The 18,643-nt window shown below is 31.0% G+C and carries 17 protein-coding genes, 1 pseudogene and 1 riboswitch; of the genes and pseudogenes, 16 read left to right on the forward strand and 2 right to left on the reverse strand.

The genetic code is table 11. The annotated features are described in order from the left end of the window. Positions 1-138: 138 nt before the first annotated feature. From JK634_RS05780 to JK634_RS05795, 4 genes are all read left to right on the forward strand, one after another. Positions 139-813: a response regulator transcription factor gene (locus tag JK634_RS05780; RefSeq protein WP_202766686.1), complete on the forward strand. Its 675-nt coding sequence runs from the start codon at positions 139-141 to the stop codon at positions 811-813. Beyond that, positions 800-2,281: a sensor histidine kinase gene (locus JK634_RS05785; protein WP_202766687.1), complete on the forward strand. Its 1,482-nt coding sequence runs from the start codon at positions 800-802 to the stop codon at positions 2,279-2,281. Before JK634_RS05780 ends, JK634_RS05785 begins: the two co-directional genes overlap by 14 nt. A 19-nt stretch (positions 2,282-2,300) precedes the next feature. Continuing rightward, positions 2,301-2,483, forward strand: a complete 183-nt coding sequence (locus tag JK634_RS05790; RefSeq protein ID WP_202766688.1) for a hypothetical protein — start codon at positions 2,301-2,303, stop codon at positions 2,481-2,483. 411 nt (positions 2,484-2,894) lie between these two features. Continuing rightward, complete coding sequence (locus JK634_RS05795) at positions 2,895-4,739, forward strand: APC family permease (RefSeq protein ID WP_202766689.1); 1,845 nt, start codon at positions 2,895-2,897, stop codon at positions 4,737-4,739. 51 nt (positions 4,740-4,790) lie between these two features. Here the strand turns inward: JK634_RS05795 and JK634_RS05800 are convergent, their stop codons facing one another. After that, positions 4,791-6,575, reverse strand: coding sequence for a GGDEF domain-containing protein (locus tag JK634_RS05800; RefSeq protein WP_202766690.1), 1,785 nt, complete (start codon positions 6,573-6,575; stop codon positions 4,791-4,793). A 192-nt stretch (positions 6,576-6,767) separates the two neighbouring features. Here JK634_RS05800 and JK634_RS05805 point away from each other — a divergent pair, with 192 nt between their 5' ends. The 3 genes from JK634_RS05805 to JK634_RS05815 all read left to right on the forward strand — a co-directional run bounded on the left by JK634_RS05805 (position 6,768) and on the right by JK634_RS05815 (position 8,983). Beyond that, the gene (locus JK634_RS05805) at positions 6,768-7,415 is read left to right on the forward strand and encodes a DUF5105 domain-containing protein (RefSeq protein ID WP_202766691.1); all 648 of its coding nucleotides are present in this window, start codon (positions 6,768-6,770) and stop codon (positions 7,413-7,415) included. A 154-nt stretch (positions 7,416-7,569) separates the two neighbouring features. Then, a complete protein-coding gene (locus tag JK634_RS05810; protein ID WP_202766692.1) occupies positions 7,570-8,217 on the forward strand; it encodes a DUF5105 domain-containing protein in 648 nt (215 codons plus the stop codon). A gap of 109 nt (positions 8,218-8,326) precedes the next feature. After that, positions 8,327-8,983, forward strand: coding sequence for a DUF5105 domain-containing protein (locus JK634_RS05815; RefSeq protein ID WP_202766693.1), 657 nt, complete (start codon positions 8,327-8,329; stop codon positions 8,981-8,983). Positions 8,984-9,074: 91 nt separating this feature from the next. Here JK634_RS05815 and JK634_RS05820 read toward each other — a convergent pair whose 3' ends face one another. Continuing rightward, positions 9,075-10,256, reverse strand: coding sequence for a M20 metallopeptidase family protein (locus tag JK634_RS05820; protein WP_202766694.1), 1,182 nt, complete (start codon positions 10,254-10,256; stop codon positions 9,075-9,077). Positions 10,257-10,448: 192 nt separating this feature from the next. On the opposite strand from JK634_RS05820, the pseudogene JK634_RS20350 reads away from it, so the two are divergent. From JK634_RS20350 to JK634_RS05860, 9 genes and pseudogenes are all read left to right on the forward strand, one after another. Then, positions 10,449-11,354, forward strand: a pseudogene (locus JK634_RS20350) (M15 family metallopeptidase); the annotation flags it as partial. Continuing rightward, positions 11,340-12,386 (forward strand): amidase domain-containing protein, encoded by a 1,047-nt coding sequence (locus tag JK634_RS05825; RefSeq protein ID WP_420839038.1) that lies wholly within the window; start codon positions 11,340-11,342, stop codon positions 12,384-12,386. The pseudogene JK634_RS20350 and the gene JK634_RS05825, both read left to right, overlap by 15 nt. A gap of 101 nt (positions 12,387-12,487) precedes the next feature. Next, positions 12,488-12,670, forward strand: a riboswitch (cobalamin riboswitch). Positions 12,671-12,920: 250 nt separating this feature from the next. Further along, a complete protein-coding gene (locus JK634_RS05830) occupies positions 12,921-13,742 on the forward strand; it encodes a sirohydrochlorin cobaltochelatase (protein WP_202766695.1) in 822 nt (273 codons plus the stop codon). Between the two features lie 42 nt (positions 13,743-13,784). Next, a complete protein-coding gene (locus JK634_RS05835; protein WP_202766696.1) occupies positions 13,785-15,116 on the forward strand; it encodes a cobyrinic acid a,c-diamide synthase CobB in 1,332 nt (443 codons plus the stop codon). Continuing rightward, entirely contained in the window at positions 15,103-15,729 is a 627-nt protein-coding gene (locus JK634_RS05840; protein WP_202766697.1) for a precorrin-8X methylmutase, read from the forward strand. Before JK634_RS05835 ends, JK634_RS05840 begins: the two co-directional genes overlap by 14 nt. Beyond that, positions 15,729-16,823: a cobalt-precorrin-5B (C(1))-methyltransferase CbiD gene (cbiD, locus tag JK634_RS05845; RefSeq protein ID WP_202766698.1), complete on the forward strand. Its 1,095-nt coding sequence runs from the start codon at positions 15,729-15,731 to the stop codon at positions 16,821-16,823. Before JK634_RS05840 ends, cbiD begins: the two co-directional genes overlap by 1 nt. Next, entirely contained in the window at positions 16,816-17,418 is a 603-nt protein-coding gene (gene cbiE / locus JK634_RS05850; protein WP_202766699.1) for a precorrin-6y C5,15-methyltransferase (decarboxylating) subunit CbiE, read from the forward strand. The genes cbiD and cbiE overlap by 8 nt, the downstream gene beginning before the upstream one ends. Next, on the forward strand, positions 17,415-17,987 hold the full coding sequence (gene cbiT, locus JK634_RS05855; protein WP_202766700.1) for a precorrin-6Y C5,15-methyltransferase (decarboxylating) subunit CbiT: 573 nt from the start codon (positions 17,415-17,417) through the stop codon (positions 17,985-17,987). Before cbiE ends, cbiT begins: the two co-directional genes overlap by 4 nt. Next, a complete protein-coding gene (locus tag JK634_RS05860) occupies positions 17,980-18,642 on the forward strand; it encodes a cobalt-factor II C(20)-methyltransferase (RefSeq protein ID WP_202766701.1) in 663 nt (220 codons plus the stop codon). The genes cbiT and JK634_RS05860 overlap by 8 nt, the downstream gene beginning before the upstream one ends. Position 18,643 lies beyond the last annotated feature (1 nt).

Below are 18,643 nucleotides of genomic sequence, written 5' to 3' on the forward strand. Positions count from 1 at the left end.
AATTTTGAGATGAAAACAGAGGCTTGCCTCTGTTTTTCTTTTTATATAGCCTATAAGATGTAATATGATTTTTGCATTATATGTGATAAATTCATTGAATTTTCATATTAGAAGATTAAAATTATAATGGGTGATGATATGAAAGCAAATATTTTAGTAATCGAAGATGATTTAGATATACAAGAATTGATTTCAGAATTTTTAAAGGCAGAAAATTATGAAGTAGATACAGCTAGTGATGGAGTTGAAGGCATAAATAAGTTTAAAAATGGAGACTATGATTTGATTATTTTAGACCTTATGCTTCCCAATTTAGATGGATTTTCTACCTGCAAAATGATTAGAAATAAATCCAATGTTCCTATAATTATTTTAACAGCACTAAATGATGAGAAAGACCAATTAAAGGCTTTTGATTTTAATGTTGATGACTATATTACAAAGCCATTCTCCTTCAACATTTTGATAAAAAGAGTCGAGGCGGTGCTAAGGAGAATAAAGAAAGAAGAAGAAAATATAATTGAGTATGGAAATTTAAAACTTGATTATGAAACATATAAAATATATGAGAATGGAGAAGAGTTAGAATTTACAACTAAGGAATTTGAGATATTACACTTGTTAATGAGCAATGTTCATAAGGTTCTTACAAGAGAAATGCTTTTAGATAGAATATGGGGATACGATTTTTATGGTGAAAATAGAATTGTTGATGCGCATATCAAAAACATTAGAAAGAAACTTAAGTTGCCATACATACAGACAGTAAAAGGTATAGGATATAGATTGGAGCTTAAAGATGAAGAGAAATAGTATTAAATTTAAAATTTTTATTTCTACTGCTGGAATTCTTATAGTTTGCACGATGATAATTCTAACAACATTATACCTTGCGCTACCAAAGTATTATTATAATTATAAAATGAAGAATATTGAAAAAGGTATAAAAACATTAAGTGGGCAATTAAGTAAGACAAATATAAAATCTCAGGATAATCAGGAGTCACAAACACTGCTACATAATTTTATGAAAAACTATAATGTATCTTTAGTATTACTAGATTATAGCAATAATTTAGTTTTTTTGCCAAACTCCTTTAGTAGATTTTCGGGAAATGAATGGCTTAAAGGTATGTCTCAAGATAAGAAGTCAGATGGACCACCCTTAGATGAAGCTAGTAATGCATCAGGTAAAATAATAAATAAAAAAAATAACTCGGAAGTCTATGCTTATACCCAAAAGGTATATTTTAAAGATGATCCAAGTAGTTACTATTTAATGATAGAAGCTCCACTTCAACCAATTGATGAAGCTGCTAAGGTTATTTTATATTTAATGCCGTACATGTTTTTATTTATAGTCATTATAGCCTTAGGAACTGCACTGGTTTATTCAAGAAAGATAACGGACCCACTATTAACCTTAAATGATGTAGCTCGAAGAATATCAAAATTAGATTTTAGTATTAAATCTGAAATATCTAGCAAGGATGAAATGGGTGAATTATCAAGTAGTTTGAATACTTTGGCGAGTAATCTTCAAAAGAATATGGATGATTTGAAAGATGCGAATATGAAGCTTAAGGATGACATAAAGAAGCAAAAAATACGAGAGAAAGAAAGACAAGAATTTGTTGCAACTATATCGCATGAATTAAAATCACCTATAACATCTGTTAGTGGGCAGATAGAAGGTATGCTCTATAGTATAGGAGCATACAAAGACAGAGATAAATATTTGAAAAAATCTCTCTCTATAATGAAAGATATGGAGAAATTGGTTTATGAGCTTTTGGATATATATAAGCTTGAAAGCAATGATAAGTTAGAAAATAAGAGCATAATAAATCTCTCAGAAATAGTAGATGATATAATGGAGGATATGTTCTTTTTCATCGAAGAAAAAAAGGTTAGATTAAATATAGATATAGACGAAGAGTTTACAATTGAAGGAGATTATAACAGGCTAAATAAGGCACTTTCAAATATAATAATTAATGCAATAAAATATTCAAAAGAAGAAGAAAATATAATAATTAAATTAAGTAAGTCAGATAATTCAAGAGCTTATTTGGAAGTTATAAATACTGGAGCATCAATAGATGAAGAACATTTGGATAAGTTATTTGAACCGTTTTATAGGGTAGAGAAATCTAGAAATAGAAAAACTGGTGGCAGTGGTTTAGGCCTTTACATTGTAAAGAAAATATTAGAATTACATCAGTTTGATTATAAGATTGAAAATATTGATAATGGAGTTAAGTTTACAATTGAGTTTTAAATAAATAGGAGGAATTAAGGTGGTAAATAAAGTGAAAGTAAATTATCAACATGAGGAAGAGGAGGACAATGAGCAATTCCTAAGAAACTTTGAATATAAAGAAGAAGAAGTATTCTCCTGTGACATTTGCGAAACTGAAATATCAGAAGAAGAATATGAACGTAATGACGGCCTATGTGATGAGTGTAACGCTGATATATAGCAATCATAGAATTTAACATTTCGAATACTATGTTTATTTATTGTAAATCTACGATAGACTCTCTTCTAAAAAATGACTAAAAGGGTGAATTAAAATTCACCCTTTTAATTTGCATATCATTTCAAAAATCTATTAAAACATAGTCATTATTTTAAGCTAAAAACAACTTTTAATTTATGAATAAATATATTTATAATAATTAATATTTAAAATTGAAAGCTTATCCTAAATATTTGAATATTTTCAGAGTTTTCACCTAGTTATAGGCTAACAAGTGAAAATAACTCTTCTATGCTATAAATGATAAGGTTTTAAGTTGCTTTTAAACTTGATAATAATTTTGAATAGTAAATTAAATGATGATAATATCTATTGAGTTAAGAGAATTATTTATATTGGGAGAGTGCTTCAATGTCAAGTTTAAAAAGTTATCTGATTGGTAAACCACTTAAATCATCTCAAATTCATCACGAAAAATTTTCAGTAATCAATGGATTACCTGTATTATCGTCAGATGCAATTTCATCAGTAGCCTATGCGTGTGAAGAAATACTATGGGTCCTTGTGCCTATCATGGGAATAGGATCTTTCAAATATTTAGGAATGGTATCATTAGCGATTATAGCATTATTATGTATACTAGTTTTTTCATATAGACAAACTATAGAGAGCTATCCGAATGGAGGAGGTTCATACATAGTTTCTAGGGAGAACTTAGGAGTAATACCTAGCCTAGTGGCGGGAGCTTCACTTACAGTAGATTATGTGCTAACAGTTGCGGTAAGTACAACTGCCGGAGTTGCAGCAATCACATCAGCAATTCCAGGACTTTTAGATTTTAAGATTGAACTTGCTGTGTGCATTATAATACTCATGGCAATAGGAAACTTAAGAGGAATTAGAGATTCGGCTAGATTCTTTAGTGTACCTACATATTTATTTCTATTTACAGCAATTTTAATGATTGTAGTGGGTTTGTATAAATATTTTATATTAGGAATTGAACCTGCACAAACTGTAGTTCTTTCTAATCAAATTGGAGATTTAACAATACTTTTATTTTTAAAAGCATTTTCAGCTGGGTGTACAGCATTAACAGGATTAGAAGCGGTAAGTGATGGAGTACCTAACTTTAAGGCTCCAGCAACAAAGCATGCTAAGCAAGTTTTATATCTATTATTTGGAATAGTAGTTATATTATTTGGAGGAATGTCTTTACTTGCAAGTGTATATCATGCTGCACCAAGTTTAGATAAAACAGTTATATCACAAATAGCTGAACAAGTTTTTGGGCAAAATACATTTTTATTTTTCCTTATGCAAATAGCAACTACATTAATACTTACTATGGCAGCAAATACGGCGTTTTCTGATTTCCCATTGTTATTATCTTTTATAGCAAGAGATGGATACGCGCCTAGACAATTTGCTCAGAGAGGTTCAAGATTAAGTTTTTCTAATGGTATAATATTACTTTCTATCGCAGCATCAATACTTGTAGTAATATTTAGAGGAGAAAATCACTATTTATTACCTTTATATGCAGTGGGAGTTTTTGTATCATTTACATTATCGCAGTCAGGCATGGTAATGAAGTGGATAAGAAGTAAACAAGCAGGCTGGAGACATAAGGCATTTATAAATGGTTTTGGTGCATTAATAACTTTAGGTACTGCAATAATAATATCAGTGAATAAGTTCATACACGGGGCTTGGGTAGTATTTATTTTAGTTCCAGTTGGCGTAATTATAATGAAGAGAATAAATAGACATTACAAGAAAGTTGCTGAACAATTAAGCTTAGACAACAATTACTTTCCAGAGTTTAATAAAAACGAAGCTAGAAGATTTATAGTGCCAGTAGCATCACTAAATGAAGCAGTAATTAAAACAATAAGTTATGCTAAATGCTTATCAAAGGATATTACAGCATTCCATATTTCCATAGATGATGAAGTTACTGAAAAGTTAAAAGCAAAATGGGAAAAATATGATATGGGAATACCACTAGTAATTAAGAAGTCCGAATATAGAGATGTAGTTGAACCACTAGTAAACTTTATTAACTCAGACGAGTTTTGTACACGTGAAGATGATATAGTTACTGTTGTTGTTCCACAGTTTACTTCTGAAAAATGGTGGGGAAATATTCTTCATAATCAAACAGCAATATTCTTAAAGAGATCATTACTAAAGAATAAGAATATAGCAACAATAACTGTGCCATTTATTATTAAGGATTATAAGAAAAGATAGAGTACTAATATAAAAAACTGATAGTTGAAGTTAGCAACTATCAGTTTTCGTTTATAATTTATTAATTAAAAAACAACTTCCTTTAATTTTCTTCACATTTTTCTTTACTGAGGCCACATACACGCCTACATCTTCGGGGTTATTTAAAGCACCTATTCTTCCATATAACCCGGCAATTGATAGGGAAGCTAAAGAGAAACGTTCATGATTACCTTTTCTATCAATAGATTCAATATATCCATCTGACTTATGTTCATCGCTAAAGAAATCAAGTATTTCCTTATCAAATCGTTCTATTATTCTCTTACATAGTGAAGTACAGTCTTCATAGGGTTGCTGTACAATGCACACAAAGTCATCGCCCCCAATATGACCAACAAATGGACCTTGAGGAGATAACTTATATGCTTCATCTTCAATTAAGCGTGCAGTAAATTTTATTATTTTATCGCCATTTTCAAAACCATAAGTATCATTATACACTTTGAAATTATCTAAATCAAAATAAAGCATGCAGCAACATGAGTTAGATAAGATAAAGTCAGAAATAACTTTTTCAATTACCCCATTACCTGGGAGAGCGGTGAGAGGGTTGAGTTGCCGGGCATAATTGTATTCTATTTTTGTAGTGAAATTAAGTAGAGATTGAATAGTAACAACACCATAATACCTTGAATTCTTAGTTACAATAATGTAATCATAGATTGTATCATTTTTTCTAGCCATAGCTATTCTAGATACTTCTCCCACAGGTGTAAAATAATCAACTATTAAGGGATTAGTATCCATAACCAAGGAGACCGGTCTTTTTGAAAATACAGCAACTCCAAATTGGGTGGCCAAAAATGAATCTAATGAATTTTTCATAACAAGACCAAGGGGAATAGAATCTTTTACAATTGCAGCACCGGTAATTTCATTTGAATCTAAGTATGATTTTAAATCTTTACAAAGGGTATTTGGAGAAAAAGGTTTATCTATTCTTACAATTTCTCCAATGTAGTTGTTAGGTATTCCACTAAAAGTTGAAGCTTTCATTCTATTTGATTCACTAATGTAGTTTTTTATTTTTAAATCAATATCAATTATTTCAGGGGAAGGAAGTCCTAGAAAAAAACCTTGGCCAGCATAGACACCTAGAGAAATTAAGGTTTGTAATTCTTCTTGAGTTTCAATACCTTCTGCGATAAGTTTCATATTAGTAATTTGTGCTAACTTCACAAAGCATTCTATTAAGGACTGTTTAAACAAATCTTCATTTATATTTCTTACTAAATCCATATCTATTTTTACGTAATGAGGTCTAGTTTCAGAAAGCATCTTTAAACCTGAATAACCTGAACCCATATCATCTATTGCAATCTTATAACCTTGATCAAGATAGTTAAATAAAGCTTTTTTAAAAATCTTATAATCCTCTATACAAGTCTTTTCAGTTATTTCAAAGATTATATTTTCTGTTGATATATTTTCTCCATTAAGAATTTCTTTTGTTAGCCCTTTTTTAAAGCTTTCATCCTTAAATATATTAGGATCAACATTTATAAATAATAGTTTATCCTTAGAAAGAGACTTAGAATTTCTAAGAGCTTTAGTTCTACATAAAAGTTCAAGTTCTAAACTTTTATTTAATTTATGAGCAGTATCAAATAGCTTTTCAGGATTCCGCAAAACAGAATCTTCAGGGCCTCTAGTTAAGGCTTCATAGCCAAGTACTTCACCATTTATAAGCGATACAATTGGTTGATAATGAGTTATTATAGAATCCATATCTAGAATTGAGTTAAATTCTTTAGAAATATCAGAAGTAATTAAGTTTGTGGAATTATTTATCATTTGAGACGCCTCTTTCTTTATAACAATTAATTAAGCAAAACCAATATAGCATAGTAGTGTTAACATAAGAAAAGCGTAGTGTTAAATTAATGTTAATGAGTTTGTAGAAAGTGAGATTCGTGTAAAAAATTGAAAGAAGAGGTCATTTTATGGTACAATTGCTTTGGTATTTAAACTAAGGGGGATAACAATATGAAAAAATATTTTAGAGTTTTTGCAGCATCTGTTGCAGTAGTAATGTCAATGGCTTTAATAGCAGGATGTAGTAAAAAACCAGCAGTTACACCAGACCAATATTTGACTTTTTTCTTGGATTTAGCTGTAAAAAACCAAATAGGTGATGCTAAGAAATTAGGCATACCAGATTCTGAAGTTAAGAAATTAACTGATGAAATTGATAAGCAATATGAAAGTATTGCGGCAAGTGATTCAAGCGGTTTAGACAAGGAAAGTTCTAATAAGCTAATAGAATCAGCAAAGAAGGGAATAGCTAAAGTTAAATACAATATTAAAACTGTTGAATCTGATAGTAAGAGTGCTAAGGTTGAAATGACAGTTTATCCTGTTGTAATAGATGAAGCTGATTTAACTCCAGAGAAGTTAATAACTCAGGATGAAATAAAACAGTTAGCTAAAGAATATACAGATGAAGCAACTTTAGAAAAAAAAGCACAGGATTTAGCTTTAGATAAGGTATGCAAATATTTTGAAAATCCTAAAATATCAGATGAAGCTAAAACAATTACAGTTGAGCTAAAAGTTGAAAAGGGTGAATGGAAGGAAGTAAATGAAGGAGAACTTGGAAACTTCATAGAAAATAGTTTATACATAACTAAATAAATATAAAGCCATGGAAGTGAAGAGGATTTCCATGGCTTGTATCATTTATATACATAATTAACTATAAAAGAAATTGCTAAAAAGTTATATTTTCTAGTAACCAATCATTTCACCCCCTCATATGATGATATGTATGAAAAAAAGGGGGGATAATATGAGAAAATATATTAAGTTTTTCTCAGCAGTAATGGCTATAGTAATGTCAATGGCCTTAGTGTCTGCATGTAGCAAAAAACCAGCAGTTACACCAGATCAATACTTAACATTTTACATGGATTTAGCAGTGAAGAATACTGAAGGAGATGCTGCAAAACTAGGTATATCTAGTGATGAAGTTAAGAAGTTTAAGGACCAAATGGAAACTCAATATAGTAAGGTTGTAGAAAATGATACAAGTGGCGTAGATAAAGAAAGCCTAAACAAAATGGTTACATCAATAAGAAAAGGTATGTCACAAATCAAATATGACATAAAGACTGTAGAATCTGATAGTAAGAGTGCTAAGGTTGAAATGTCAATAAATCCAATGGTAATAGAACAAAATGACTTTAGTCCAGATAAGTTAATATCACAAGATGAGATTATGCAATTGGCTTCTCAATATACAGATCAAGCTACATTGGAAAAGAAAGCAACAGAAATAATTATAGATAAATTATGCAAATACTTCGAGAATCCTAAGATATCTGATGAATCTAAAAAAGTGACTATTGAATTGAAGGTTGAAAAAGGTGAATGGAAAGAAGTAAATGAAGGAACCCTTGAAAACTTTATAAAAAATAATTTAATAATATATAAATAACTGCTAAGCCATGGAGATAGATTAAAGTTTTCATGGCTTTAATTTTGGAAAAAACTTCGATTTTATAATTAGATTTAGGGTGATATAATTAGACGGAAGGAGGGGGAAGATGAAGAAGAATTTTAAAATTTTAACATTATCATTGGCATTAATAATGTCTATGGCATTATTAATTTCATGTAGCAAAAAACCAACTGAAACATCACCAACACCAGGTGAGTACATAAAATTTTATATGGATTTAGCAGTGAAAAGTGAGATGGGTGATTCCAAGAAACTAGGAATATCCAATGATGAAGTAAAGGAATTTACAAATGAGTTGGACAAGCGATTTAGTGATGGTATAGCGAGCGATGCAAGTGGAATTGATAAAGAAACCTTAAATAAGCTAGTGGATTCATTAAGAAGAGGAATGACAAAAATAAAATATGACATTAATACTATTAATGTTGATAAAGAAAATGCTAAAGTTGAAATTGTAGTTAATCCTATAATATTAGATCGTAAGGAGTTAACTCCAGACAAAATAGTATCTGAAAGTGAAATGAAAGAATTAGCTAAAGAATATAAGACTAAAGATGCTTTTATGAAAAAAGTCATGGAACTTGCAACAAGTAAAATGTGTAAGTATTTTGAAAATCCTAATATATCAGATGAGGCTAAAAAAATCACTATTGATCTTAAGTTAGAAAACAATGAATGGAAAGAAGTTAAAGAAGGACCATTTAAAGATTTCATAAATAATAATTTAGTGATTTATAAATAATGATAAGGTCATGGAAGAGTTATAATCTCCATGACCTTATTAGCTTTATTATTCTTTAGGAATTTATAATATTTTAAGGTTGTAGATAACATTATAAGTTTGAATTATAATCTAATACAGCTTGAACAAATATTGCTGGACCTATCCAAAGAACATCTTCATCAACATCAAATTTAGGATGATGATGTGGATAGATAATTCCTTTTTTAGGGTTATTTGAGCCAAGGAAAAAGAATGTTCCAGGGACATTTTGAAGATAGTAAGCCATATCTTCAGAAACCATAGTAGGTTCTTTTAAGTATACTAAGTTTTCTTCTCCAACAATTTTAAGAGCTGATTTCATAAAGCTTTTAGTTACTTCTGAGTTATTATTAACAGAAGGACAAATCTTATCATAAACTACATCCGCAGATGCTCCATTAGTAGAAGCTATTCCGTTACAGATTTCAATAACTCTTTTCTCAACTAGTTCTCTATCCTCTGGAAAAATTGTTCGAATTGTGCCTTGAAAGTGTACAGACTCCGGAATGATGTTCCAAGTAGAACCACCTTCAATAGAACCAATTGTAATAACTACTGGATGAAGAGGATTTATCTCCCGGCTGACTATTCTTTGAAGAGCAGAAATCATTTCAGCACCTATTGATATTGGATCTACACAAAGATGTGGTAAAGCACCATGACCACCTTTGCCGTTTATTGTTACGGATAACTTATCAACTGCAGAAGTTGTATATCCAGTTCTCACACCAATCATGCCAGCCTTTACTTCTGGGAAAAATCCACCTATGTGTAGTCCTAAAACTCGGTCTACCTTTGGATTATCGAGAACTCCTTCAGCAATCATAGGCTCTGCTCCAGCTGAGATTTCTTCTGCAGGTTGAAAAATCAACTTAACATTACCCTTTAGTATAGATTTATATTTAGATAAAATCTTTGCTGTTCCAAGTAACATTGAAGTGTGGGCATCATGTCCACAAGCGTGCATACAATTATTATTTGAGGCGAATTTTAAACCTGTTTCTTCTTTTATAGGTAATCCATCCATATCAGCTCTAATGGCAATAGTGGGACCAGGATTTTCGCCATTAATTAGTGCGCATATTCCAGTCTTGCTAAGAGTGATAAACTCAATATTCATTTTAGTTAATTCATTACAAACGAAATTATAAGTTTCTTCTATATCTAAGCCTGTTCCAGGAATTTTATGAAGTTCCCTTCTCCAGTTGATAATATCATTATGAATTTCTTTAGAAAGTTTTATAGGATCCATACTCATGCCCTCCTTCAAAATGAATTATTTCAGAAAATTATACTATAGTTTAAGAACTTTGTAAGTAAAAAATTTTTTGAAAATTTATTTAAAACTCTTCTGAGTTTTAAACTCATATTACATACTATGCTATTTCTTTGGACAGTATATAGTTATAAAAAAAATTAAAGCTACTAGATGAGGTGACTAAGGATGAAAAAATGGATATCAATGATTTTAGTGTGTTTATTACTAAATATTCAAATGCCAGTTATGTCACAAGAAATCATTAATGAAGAATATAAAAGCAAAATGAAACAAGATATATTAACACTTATGTTAGCTTATCCAGGGTATATAAAAGATGTTACTACAGATGGAAATAAAACTTTTGTTATAATGAAGTCTGGCAAAAAGATATTATATGATGACATGAGAAAAAAAGGGCATGAAGAGAAGTTAGATAACCCAGATCTTCAAGATATGTTGGAACAAATATATCCATTAGAATTTACAACAACAGTGATGAAGAAGGATTTTGATCCTGGAAGAGGCAGAAATTATGACTTATTACAGGAAGTATATGGGTCATCAAAAGGAGAGATTGAGAAAAATTTAAAGCCATTACAGTATGGATTTGCTGGTTATAGGTTTAATGATAAAAACGGAGCTAGAACAGCATTAGAAACATCATTAAAAGAATTGATACCATTAGCAAAGACAAACCCCAATATATCTAGTTGTCTTTACCCAGCTAGCGGAACCTATAACTATAGAGTTATCTCAGGTACTGGAAGATTAAGTCCACACTCCTTTGGAATAGCAATAGATCTTAAAAGTGATCCTAGAGATTATTGGAAGTGGAGTACTGAAAAAAAGGCAGAGGAAAGACTTAAGTCGTATTCAAAGGATTTAGTTCAGGTTTTTGAAAAGAATAACTTTGTTTGGGGAGGAAAATGGGGGCATTTTGATATTCTTCACTTTGAGTATAGGCCAGAAATAATAATAAAAGCAAAATATTTTGGAAACTGGAAAGAAAGTGATGGAAGTTGGTATAAAGGTGCACCTATAGATAATGAGGAAGTAAAGAAAGCAATTGAACTAATAGAGGATAGACTAGACGATAATAAAGAACAAACTACTCTTTCTGAAGCAGAAGATACGGAATTGGTGGAATTTGTTCAAGACATATTTGTTAATAGAAATAAGGCTATTTTAGATAAAAACTTAGAACTAATAGAATCACTATATGATACAAATAGTAAGTATGGAAAATGGGCTTATGAATATGAAGAAAGAAAAGTGAAATATTTAAATAACTGGGCAGAAAAACAAGGAGTTAAATTCACTGAAATAATACCTAAAGTAATTATAAGAAGAAGTAGAGGTGGGAATGATAGATATTCCTTTAATATAATGTGTAACACAGAGTATAAATATATATATGAAAATCTTCCTGACATTGTTAATAGTTCTAGAATAGGTACATATCATTCATTACAACTTACTAAACAAGAAGGAGAATGGGTAATAACTAAGGAGTGGTATACGGATCCATTTGCTGATTCCCTTAGTTTAGACAATATAAAAGCAGAAAGTATAAAACAACATATTATTTCCCAGGAAACTAGGGATATTTCCGACATAAATGAACGAAGAAAGGGAGCAATGCAATATGCAGATACCTACTGCGGAGCTGCTTCACTACCTGAGTATGGATTTAAATATAATAAGAATTATAGAGATTTTAATCCAGAAGGAGGAGATTGTGCAAACTTTGCATCACAAGTACTCCATGAAGGAGGTAAATTCAAAAAGAATTCTACTTGGAATTATAATAAAGGAAGTGCTACAGGCCCATGGGTAAATGCAGATAAGTTTACCTCATATATGATACATAGCGGAAGAGCTTCAGTTATCGCGCATGGAAGCTATGAAAAAGTTTATAAGGCATCATATAAATTGTTACCAGGAGATTTTGTTGCCTATGAGAAAAAAGGAGATATTACACATATTTCTGTCGTATCAGGAGTAGACTCAAAGGGATATACATTAGTTACTTGTCATAATACTGATAGAAATAACGTTCCTTGGGATCTAGGGTGGAGTGATAAAAAGATAAAATTCTGGTTAGTAAGAGTTCATTATTAATAGTAAGTATTGTTATAGACATAGTTATACTACAATGCTATAATCTTCATACAAAGTAAATATTGATAAAACATAGGTGACTAATAGGATAAAATAAATTTATTTAAATAAAGCCTTTAAATGTCCCATAAGGGAATTAGTATAATAGGGAAACAGGTGAGATTCCTGTGCGGTCCCGCCGCTGTAAAAGAAGAGTCTTAGTTATAGAATCACTGGGAAACTGGGAAGATAAGCTAAGATTATGACACTTGAGCCAGAATACCTGCCTAAGTTTTTACACTAATAGGGTTTTTGGGTTTCACTAAAAATTCTTCGAAGTTTTAGTTCGACTAAAATTCATACGTGCCATAAAATTGCCAGAAACCGCAATTTTATAACAAGTATGAATTAAGTCTCACAGTTAAAACTTCTTCTCTACGAGCGATGGAGAGGGTGGCTAAATGGACAAAGTGATTTTAGGATTACCTTGATTATTTCTCATAGCCTTCTGACATTATTCAGAAGGTTTTATTTTTTATTTAAAGGAGCATCATCATGAAAAAAGCAATTATAGTTTTGAGTTTTGGGACATCTTACTTAGATGCATTAGAAAAAAATATAGTACCAATGGAGAGAGAAGTTGAAGAAAAATTTGGGAAAGAATATAAAGTAATTAGAGCATTTACTTCACATAAGATTATCAAAAAACTAAAAAAAGAACATGATATCAGCATTTTTACGCCAGAAAAAGCGTTAGATTCTTTATTAAATGAAGGATATGAAGAGGTAACTATACAACCCTTGCATATAATACCTGGACAAGAATTTGATTATATAAAAAAGGTAGCTAATATTTACAAGGATAAGTTCAATTATTTAAGAGTAGGACGCCCTTTGCTATATTTTCAATCTGATGAAGTCAACTTAGATTATGATGATTTAGTTTATGCAATTTCAAATAAATTACCTAAAAATAAGTGGGTTATACTGGCGGGGCATGGAACTCATCATCCAGGCAACTCTTGTTATGGATGTTTTCAAAATAGGCTTAGAGATTTAGACAATGGCAATATAATAATTGCAACAATTGAGGCTTATCCATCATTAGAAAATACTATAAAATACTTGAAAGATAGAGATATAAAAAGTGTTGTACTAGCACCATTCTTACTTGTGGTAGGAGATCATGCTAGAAAAGATATTTTCTCAAAGGAAGAAGATTCTTGGGCATCTACACTTAAACGTGAGGGAATAGAAGTTGAAGAATTCAATGTTGGATTAGGTGAATATAAAGAAGTAAGAAATATTTATATGAAACATTTAGAAGATGCCTTAAGTGGTAGATTCCAAGGGTTTGGAGAAAACTTAAAGGGTTAGAATTATAATGGAGCGTAATAAGTATCTTGAAGGAGTTTTTATATGAAATCTGTAGTTATTGCATCAAATTCATCTGGAGGAGGCAAAACAACATTTACAATAGGTTTAATGAATCTATTGAAGAAAAAAGGTTATGATATAGCAGGGTATAAAGTGGGACCAGACTATATTGATGGAGCCTTTCATGAAAAAATAACAGGAAAGCCTTCTAGAAATTTAGATTTCTTTTTACAGGGAGAAGAAGGACTTAAGGCAGCTTATAGTAGGAATAATGAGGATATAGGAATTGTTGAAGGGGTTATGGGTGTGTATGATGGAATAGGAACAACTATAGAAGCCTCAACAGCACATGTATCAAAAATTTTAGGCCTTCCGATTATTCTTGTAATTTCCCCTAAGGCTTCAAGTCTTACTTTTATAGCAGAACTAAAAGGAATACTTAATTTTTCAGACTGTGAATTTGCAGGAATAGTATTAAATAATATAAGCAAATCTTATTATATATTCCTTAAGCAACTAATTGAAGAAACATTAAATATAAAGGTTTTAGGGTACTTACCCAAAGATGATAGAATTACTTTAGGATCAAGACATTTAGGGCTTGTTCAAAGTCAAGAGATTACAGATTTACAAGAAAAGATTGATGTTGTATCAAGTCTTATAGAAGAAGATGTAGATGTAAATTCAATCTTAGAATTAATGAAGGAAACAGATAAATTCAAAGATAATTATCATTTGGATTCCGTAGGAATTAGAATAGGAATTGCAAAAGATATAGCCTTTTCTTTTTACTATAAGGAGAACATAGAACTTCTGGAGGAGGCTGGAGAAGTTATATATTTTTCTCCTCTAAAAGATGAAAAAGTTCCAGAAAATTTGGACTTGATATATTTAGGTGGAGGATATCCAGAAGTTTTCAGTAATGAACTTACTAGGAATACTAGTTTTCTAATTGGCTTAAGGAATGAACTAGAAAAAGGTACGCCCTGTTATGCTGAGTGCGGAGGACTTATTTATTTAATGAAGTCTATTGATAATATCAATATGGTTGGCTTTTTTGATGGAGAGGCTTATATGACTAAGACATTAAATAATTTTGGATATAATCACATAGATATATCAAGGAATCAATTAATTAAGAGAAATTTATCAATAAATTCTCATGAGTTCCATAAATCTAAGGTTGAATGTAGTAATAAAACTGTGTATAAGCTTAATAAAAAGACCTTTACCGGGGGATTAAAAGAGTGGACATGTGGATATATAAAAAATAATACTCTTGGGGCATATGGACATGTACACTTTTTCTCTAATTTAGATTTTATAAAAGAAATTATAATTAGTTGTAAGGAGAGAAAAGATGCATTACGTTAAGAATCCGATGGAAATAGAATTAAAGAGTTTTGAAATAATAGGAAAAGAAATGGGCGAGCATAACCTTAATAAGGAAGAGCTTTCAATTGTAAAGAGGGTTATACATACTACAGCAGATTTTGAATATAAAGATTTAGTTTATATAAGAGAAGGTGCAATAGAAGAAGCTAAGAAGTTACTTAAAAGTGGAGTGAAGATATATACTGATACCAACATGGTTGCAGCTGGTATAAATAAAAAGGCTTTAAAAGATCTTGGGTGTGAAGTAATAACATATGTTTCACTAGACGAAGTGGCTATGAAGGCAAAAGAAGAAAAAACCACAAGATCAATGGCCGCTGTTAGCAAAGCAGTAGAGGAAGGGGTAGAATTCTTTGTGTTTGGGAATGCACCAACTGCATTGTTTATTTTAAAAGAGTTATATGAAGAAAGAAAAGCAAGTCCTAAATTTATTATAGGAGCGCCTGTTGGTTTTGTGGGAGCAAAGGAGTCAAAGGAAGAAATAGAGAAGCTAAATATTCCTATGATAACAATAAGAGGTAGAAAAGGAGGAAGCAATGTAGCAGCAGCTATAGTTAATGCTTTAATGTACCTTTTAGTGGAGAGAGAATAATGTTTGAAATGTATGTAAATGCAGGTGGGAAAAAGCTTAGATGTGGGTATACAACTGGTTCTTGCGCAACAGCTGCAGCTAAGGCAGCAACTATGATGCTGTATAGCGAAAAAAAATTTAATTATGTAGAAATAGATACTCCAAGTGGAATAAAGCTTAATCTACAGATTGATTCCATTGAAAAAGGGGAGGATTATATATGCTGTTCCATAATAAAGGATGGTGGAGATGACCCAGATGTAACCCATGGGCTTGATATATGGGCAAAGGCAAAGAAGATTCCAAGTGGCTATATTCTTAAAGGTGGAAAAGGTGTAGGAGTAGTCAAGGGAGAAGGGCTTTACGTGAAAAAAGGTGAGCCTGCTATAAATCCAGTTCCCAGAGAAATGATAAAAAAAGAAGTATTAAGTGTACTTCCAGAAGATAATGGAGTTGAAATAACTATTTACGTACCAAAGGGAGAAGAAGTTGCAAAAAAGACTTTTAACCCAAGACTTAATATAGAGGGTGGAATAAGTATTTTAGGAACCTCTGGTATAGTTTACCCAATGTCAGAAGAGGCTCTTAAGGAGACCATTGAAATAGAAATGAGAGCTAAGTCTGCCTATTATAAAGACATAATATTTGTTTTTGGAAATATGGGAGAAAGATATGGAGAGACCTTGGGATATGACAAAAACAAGATGGTAACTATATCAAACTATGTAGGTAGTGCATTAGATGCAGCTAAATATAATGGGGTTAGAAAAGTTACTATAATTGGGCATATCGGAAAACTTGGAAAAGTTGCGGGAGGAGTATTTAATACCCACTCAAAGGTATGTGATATGAGATTAGAAATACTTGCCTTAGAGTTAGCTTTAATGGGATGTCCTTTGGGCTTAGTTAATAAAGTATATAATGAAAAGACCACAGAAGGTGCTGTGAAAATCATTCCTAAGGAGTATCATAAAGTATATGAGAATATAGGAATTAAGGTTAAGAATAAAATGGAGCAATTTACTGGTAATGAAATTGAAGTTGAAGTAGTCTTATATTGGGGAGGAAAAGAACCCAAGCTTTTATTTGCAAGTGAAAAGGAGAACTATGATTAATTTAGTTGGATTAGGACCTGGAAGTAAGGAGTATATGATTTTAAAAGCTGTAAAAGTTCTAGAGGGTAGCTCACTAATAATAGGCTTTAGTAGAGCTATAGATTCAATAGATTTTGTTGATAACCCTAAGAAAAAAGTGCAAAAACTCATAGATATTGTGGATATAATCAAAGATAATGTGGATAAAAACATTAGTATAGTAGCTTCTGGAGATCCAACCTTTTATGGAGTACTAAATTATCTAAAAGAAAACTTGCAAGAAGAAATAAATGTGATTCCAGGATTAAGTTCCTTCCAATATTTAATGAGTAAATTGTCGCTTCCTTGGAATGGAGCGAAATTATCTTCACTACATGGAAGAGAAGGAGAATTTATTGAGGAAATAAAATCTTCAAAACTTACCATATGGCTTACTGACAATAAAAATACTCCTAATAAATTGGCAAAGGATATATTTGAAGAAAACATAGAGGCTAGAATTTATGTAGGAGAAAATTTATCTTATGAAGATGAGAAAATAACTATTGGAGCACCAGAAAAAATAATGAGTAAAAGGTTTAGTAATTTAAGCGTATTGGTGGTGGAGAGAGAATGATATATATAAAAGATGAAGAGTTTATAAGAGGAAAGGTTCCTATGACTAAAGAAGAAGTAAGAATTTTATCAATTTCTAAATTGGAACTTAAAGACTCTTCAAAAGTACTTGATGTAGGGGCTGGAACCGGGTCTGTGTCCGTTCAAATGAGCAAGATGTGTAAATCTGTGATTGCTATTGAAAAAGAGCAAGATGCTTTTGACCTTATATTAGAGAATAAAAATAAATTTAATTGTGACAATCTTGAAGTTATATTAGGTGAGGCATTAGAAACTTTAAATAATTTTCCTGATGATAATTTTGATGGGATTTTTATAGGTGGAAGTGGAGGAAACTTAGAAGAAATAATTAAAGTTTCCCATAATAGGCTTAAGAAGTTAGGAAAAATAGTGCTAAATTTTATTACTTTAGATAATTGCTATAAGGCATGTGAGACTCTAAAAGCTTTAAATTATAATATTGAGATAACACAGGTCAACATAAGTAAGAATATAAAAGGTAGTTATATGTTAACAAGCAATAATGGAATTTTTATAGTTAGTGGAAGAAAGGAAACTACAAATGAATAAATTATATGGAATAGGAATGGGCCCAGGAGATCCAGAACTATTAACACTAAAAGCAGTTAAGGCAATAGAAGCTTCAGAGGTTATAGTTGCACCAACTTCAGAAGAAGGGGGAGTAAGTATTGCATATGAAACAGCTAAGGAGTATATAAGCAAGGATACTAAGGTAATAATTGCTCATTTCCCTATGGGAAAAAAAGATACTAAATCGAAAGTGCAAGAGATATATGAGACTATAAAAAGAGAATTAGAAGAGGGCAAAACCGTAAGTTTTTTAACTATAGGAGATCCATTAGTATATTCAACATACGTACACCTTCTTAAATATATACAGAATAATGGTTTTACAGTAGAAACGATTCCAGGAATAACTTCATTTTGTGCCGCTGCATCATTAACAGACAGACCAGTAGTTATGGGGAATGAAGCTCTTTTAGTTATTCCAGCTGGAAAAGTTAATGAAATAAGAGATGAGAAGTATGTTGTTGTAATGAAGGTATATAAAAAGGAAAGAGAAGTAATTGAGACTCTTGAAGAAAAAGGTTTTGAGTATGTTATGGTAAGAAGAGCTGGTAGAGAAGGAGAAGCTATAATATACGATAAAGAGGAAATCTTTAAAGAGTGTGAATATATGTCACTTATATTAGCAAGTAGATAAG

It is taken from the genome of Clostridium paridis, from assembly GCF_016765615.1.
In the GTDB taxonomy this organism is placed as follows: Bacteria; Bacillota; Clostridia; order Clostridiales; family Clostridiaceae; genus Clostridium_T; species Clostridium_T paridis.